This window comes from Mucilaginibacter sp. P4_G9 (assembly GCF_056400985.1).
This window is the reverse complement of the sequence record NZ_JBFUKF010000345.1, coordinates 1-5257: the sequence shown is the minus strand read 5'-3', so window position 1 is coordinate 5257 and position 5257 is coordinate 1. Positions and strand designations below refer to the sequence as shown.

At 42.5% G+C, this 5257-nt stretch carries 6 protein-coding genes; 2 read left to right on the top strand and 4 right to left on the bottom strand.

Features of this window, described 5'->3' with window-relative positions; translation table 11 throughout:
* The 3 genes from AC1DPZ_RS21295 to modA all read right to left on the bottom strand — a co-directional run.
* Positions 1 to 481 (bottom strand): ATP-binding cassette domain-containing protein (locus tag AC1DPZ_RS21295; protein ID WP_477407206.1); only part of this gene is annotated, 481 nt, incomplete at its 3' end.
* Complete coding sequence (gene modB, locus AC1DPZ_RS21290) at positions 478 to 1149, bottom strand: molybdate ABC transporter permease subunit (protein WP_477407204.1); 672 nt, start codon at positions 1147 to 1149, stop codon at positions 478 to 480. The genes modB and AC1DPZ_RS21295, both read right to left, overlap by 4 nt.
* 15 nt (positions 1150 to 1164) lie before the next feature.
* Complete coding sequence (modA, locus tag AC1DPZ_RS21285) at positions 1165 to 1941, bottom strand: molybdate ABC transporter substrate-binding protein (RefSeq protein WP_477407202.1); 777 nt, start codon at positions 1939 to 1941, stop codon at positions 1165 to 1167.
* Positions 1942 to 2397: 456 nt separating this feature from the next.
* Between modA and AC1DPZ_RS21280 the strand changes: the two genes are divergently transcribed.
* Together AC1DPZ_RS21280 and AC1DPZ_RS21275 are read left to right on the top strand one after the other, a co-directional pair.
* Positions 2398 to 4308: a 7TM diverse intracellular signaling domain-containing protein gene (locus tag AC1DPZ_RS21280; protein ID WP_477407200.1), complete on the top strand. Its 1911-nt coding sequence runs from the start codon at positions 2398 to 2400 to the stop codon at positions 4306 to 4308.
* A 102-nt stretch (positions 4309 to 4410) separates the two neighbouring features.
* On the top strand, positions 4411 to 4992 hold the full coding sequence (locus AC1DPZ_RS21275; protein WP_477407198.1) for an HPP family protein: 582 nt from the start codon (positions 4411 to 4413) through the stop codon (positions 4990 to 4992).
* Positions 4993 to 5000: 8 nt separating this feature from the next.
* Here AC1DPZ_RS21275 and AC1DPZ_RS21270 read toward each other — a convergent pair.
* Positions 5001 to 5257, bottom strand: a 257-nt coding sequence (locus tag AC1DPZ_RS21270; RefSeq protein ID WP_477407196.1) for a Crp/Fnr family transcriptional regulator, incomplete at its 5' end; no start/stop codon positions are given.

The window sequence follows — 5257 nt, the reverse complement described above, 5'->3', positions numbered from 1 at the left end:
GGGCAGAGAAAGGCTCATCCATTAAAAGCAGTTTTGGCCTCGTGGCCAGGGCTCTCAGGATGGCTAAGCGTTGTTGTTGACCTCCCGATAGATACTCTGGCTTATGTGTTTCTAAATTATCCAGCTTGCCTAATAACAACAATCGTTTTATCCATGACTCATCGGCGGTGGCGTATTCCAGGTGCTGCCTCACCGTCATGTTGGGGAACAGGGCATATTGCTGAAAAACAAAGCCTACATTCCTTTTTTGCGTGGGTAAATTAACCTTTGCCGCAGCATCAAACCAGGTAATGCCATCGGCAATAATTATACCTTTTTCCGGGTTTGTCAACCCTGCAATAACTTTCAGGAACGTGGTTTTGCCCGAACCGGATGGCCCATATATTTTGGAGATACTGCCGGTAGCAAATTGTTTATCAATCTGCAATACCTGCTGCCCATGGTAGGCTTTTAGTTTTTTTTCGATAGTTAGCCTGATCATCCTAAGGGGCTTTTGGCTTGATATTTATTAAACACAAAAACAGCTATCACCAGCACAAACGTAATGGAAAACAAAATAAGCGAATAATTATTAGCTGCTGTGTAATCCATTTTCTCAACAGAATCATAAACAGCTATCGAAGCTACGCGGGTTACTCCCGGTATGTTGCCGCCTATCATCAGTACCACCCCAAACTCGCCAAGGGTATGGGCAAAAGTGAGCACAACCGCTGTTAACAATGATGGCTTAATATTGGGCAGTAAAACGCTTTTAAATGTTTGCCATTGGGTTTTCCCCAAGGTATATGATGCTTCGGCAAGGGCTACGGGCAATTGCTGTAAAGCCGATTTCACCGGCCCAACCATAAAAGGCATGCTGTAAATTACCGATGCCAGTACCAATCCCTGGAACGAGAATACAAACTGCACATCAAAGCTATCATGCAACCATTTACCCAGGCCGTGCCGCGGACTAAAAGCCAGCAGCAAATAAAACCCCAATACCGATGGTGGCAGCACCAGGGGCATGGTAATTACAGCTTCAACAATAATCTTAAAAAATGATCTTCCCCGCGAAAGCCACCAGGCAAACGGCACGCCAATAACCAGCAGCAAAACTGTTGTAATGCCGGCTAATTTTAAAGTAAGCCATATTGGTGAAAGGTCCATCAACAAAAATAGGGGTTATTGTATACGGTAACCATAGCTTGCAAAAATACTTTTAGCCGCCGGGCTCAATATATACCGGTAAAACTTTTCGGCACCGGGGTTACCTGCGCCATGTTTTAATATCACCATTCCTTGTAATATAGGCGCGTAATCTTTAGGCTTGATGACCTTATAATACAATGCGGTTTTGTGTTCTGTATCTTTTATTAGCGATTGTGTTGTAAAGCCAACATCAACCACCCCGGTTGTAACGTAGGTATTTACCTGCGATATGCTTTCGCCATAAACAATTTTGGATTTTACATCATCTAAAATGCCTTTTCGTTTTAATACCTCTTCGGCAGCTTTACCATAAGGGGCAATTGCAGGATTAGCAATGGCTATTTTTTTTGTGCGGGGAGTAAGTAAAAGACGCTCCCAGTTCTCGAAACCTATATTTTGCGAACTGCAGATGATGAGGCTGCCCTTTGCATAAACAACCGGCTTTTTTGTGGCAAAGCCGCTTTTAAACAAGGTTTCGGGGAAGCTCATATCGGCAGATAAAAACACGTCAAAGGGAGCTCCATTACTGATTTGTGCCACCAGCTTGCCCGATGAACCGATGATCGGCTCGATAGTTATGCCGTTTTTTTGCTTAAAATCCTTTTGCAAAACCTCCATAACCGACTGCAGGTTAGCAGCCGCCGCCACCCGTACATTTTGGGCATATGCGGGCAAATTCGCTATAATGCACAGGGTAATAAAAAAGACTATTCTTTTTAATTGGTAGTAAATATGTTGTTTGCGTTTCATTGGTTTTGTAGTTGTTTATTAGGCCGGCATCAACTTCAAATAAAACAATTATTTTAATGCTCCAGCACTACAAATATATACTTGTTACGTGGTAATTAATTTATAATAATTACTGGTAAGGCCGACGGCATTTATACTTAAAATAACGGTAATATAAAGGCGTTTGCATTTAATCATCCGGCTTTTAAACCGGTAGCCACTATACACAATACGGATGCTTTACTGCTTACGCTTGATAAGTTGGCCTACTTTATAAAAAGTGTATAAAAGTTGAACAAAAAGTGTGCAAAATTGGCCTAAAAATCACATTAAATAACTGTATTATATACCTTTAATAGGATTATAAAAATAAATATATTATCATTGTATCCGGCCTGACGCTAACCAAACTAACCTGCTTTCGTGCCCGCAAAACCAAACTGCGGGTACGAAAGATAATTACCCCGATATCTGCGCATGTATAAACTTTTATCGAGATACTTTACCCCGGTCTTCCTGTTACTTTTTTTCTTTATAAATCATATATCAGCACAAACTGCAGTACCATTAAATGACAAGGTTAAGCAGCACATATTTGAGTATAAACAGGTTTATTGCTTTGAAGATACCACTGGCCGGCTGAAATTTAATGAGGCCAGCATTGCTGAATTTAACCGACTTTTTCGGGTAAATAAAGAGCCTACCCCGGTTACCGGGAATGTTAATTCGGCCTATTGGTACCGCATAAAAATAAAGGGCAATCCCTATACCCAAAACAACTGGCTGCTGGAGTTTTTCGACCAAACGATAGATAGCATTACCGTTTATTCGCCCAATGCTCAAAATAAATATAATGCCATTCTTTTAGGCAGCGGTCGTCCGTTTGCGGCCAGGTTTTATCACCATAAAAATTTCAGCCTTAATTTAAATAACCCCCAAAATGAGGAGGCTGTTTATTATATCCGCATCAGGTCGCACCATTCCGTAAATGTGATTATGGTATTGCGTACCGTGAGTTGGTTCATTAGTTATGCGTTGGATGAGTATTTCTTTTTTGGTGTTTTTTATGGGATGATATTGGTTTTCGGTCTGTACAACTTCATGATGTTTATAGCCATGCGCAAGGTGCAATACTTGTATTACATAGCCTACAACATCAGTATAGGGCTTTACGAAATGTGTGCCGATGGCATTGCCTACCAATACATCTGGCCAAACAACCCGGGCTGGAACCAGTACGCCTATGGCATAGCTTTGTTTGCCGCAAGTATTTTCGCGGTGCTGTTTACCCAGAGCCTGCTCAATTTAAAGGCAAACGCGCCCCGCTTATACAAGGCCACCAGCCTGGTAATTGCCCTGCGCTGCCTGTTCTTCCTGGCCTGCATTGCCATAAACAAAAGCTGGTTCAACTATAAAATTATTGAGTTTATTCCTTTGCTGCTGGCTTTTTATGCCGGTTGCTATACCTGGGCCACCGGGTACAAACCCGCGCGTTTTTTTGTAATTGGATATTCATTCCTGCTTACAGGCTTTATTATAAAAAGCTGCATTGCTTTAAACTGGTGGGTGCTGCCCGTTACCGAATTGGCCTACTACAGTCTGAGTGTTTGCTTTATTACCGAGATGCTGTTTATCTCCTTCGCCATTGGCGACAAGGTAAGGATCCTGAAAAAGGAGAAAGATGATGCCCAGCAGGCCATCATTAAACAAATGAAGCAGAATGAGGAATTAAAAGACGTTCTGAATAAACGCCTGGAAGAGCAGGTGCAGCAACGCACCAAAGAGCTGGTCGAAAAATCATCCATGATAACCGAGCAGAACGAGGAGCTGCGATCTGTTAACGACCTGCTGCAGCAACAGGCCGAGGAGATTTCGCGCATGAATGTACTGCTTGAAAAAGATAACGTTACCCTGCACAACAACATTGAAAAGGTAACGCACGACCGGGTAATGTCGGCCGAGGTTGATTTTGAGGAGTTCAGCAAGATCTATCCCGACAGGGAAACCTGTTTTAAATTCCTGTCGGACCTTAAATGGGAGAGCGCTTACGCCTGCCGCAAATGTACCGGGGCGCACTATGGCGGCGGACATTTGCCTTACAGCCGCCGTTGTTCCAAATGCGGATATGAAGAATCGGTAATAGCCTATACCATTTTGCAAAACACCCGCATCCCCATCAATAAAGCCTTTTATATGATCTTTTTGATGTACTCCAGCAAGGGCAAGATATCATCACATAAACTATCCGAAATCCTGTCTATCCGCCAAAGCACCTGCTGGGCGTACAGTACGCGCATTAAAAAGGCAATGGAAGCCCGTAAAAAGGAAATCAAGAACGCGGGATCGAAGGGATGGAGTAAATTGGTTATTGATAATTCGGCGGGTTGAGTTTGGGGTGGTAAAGGGTACCTGTTTTGCGGAGCTTTGATTTTGCCTGCTGTTTAATAATTTATAATTGAAAGTAACTATTTTTGCTTCCATCTATAAATTATGATTCGAAAGATACACCGGCATGTGCGAACTGCACGTTATATTGTTTACAAAGAAACGCTTGTTGATTATAAAGAGCATCTATGGACCTTTATCGGTTCGTTTTTAGGAATAGGCATTATCGGTTTTTTTAGCAGCCGTTATTTTAGTACAACTGATAATTTATTCCTTATTGGTTCCTTTGGTGCTTCATCGGTATTAATTTATGGCATCATCAATAGCCCGCTGGCTCAGCCAAGAAATTTAATTGGAGGGCATGTTATATGCGCTATTGTCGGTGTCGCTATGCACAAAATAATCCCTCATGAAATATGGCTTTCTTCGGCACTGGCTGTTTCCCTGTCTATTGTATTAATGCAGATAACCAAAACGCTGCACCCACCGGGCGGAGCTACTGCATTGATAGCCAATATTGGCTCAGCCAAAATACAGGCGTTAGGATTTTTGTATGTGTTAAACCCGGTACTATCCGGGGCAACCATATTATTGCTTGTAGCCATCCTGGTTAACAACATGACCAGTCACCGCAAATACCCCAACAATAAAAAATGGTATATGTTATGGCGCAGATACCAGCGATAAGCGGCAGGTTAGCCCCCGGTCTCTTCTGTTAGTTTCAACAGCAGATCTTCGTTTTTAATCAGGATACTTTTCCCGGCTATTGTTATGATATTTTCATCAACCAGGTCGTTGATAGTACGGAATAGTGATTCGTAAGCAGCCCCGGTAAAAGCAGCCAGGTCCTGTCGGCTCAAATCGATATCGATAAAACCACCTGTATTTACACCAAACTTGTTTTTTAAAGAGATAAGGGCTTGTGCAACCCGCCCTTTTACCGGCATATGCG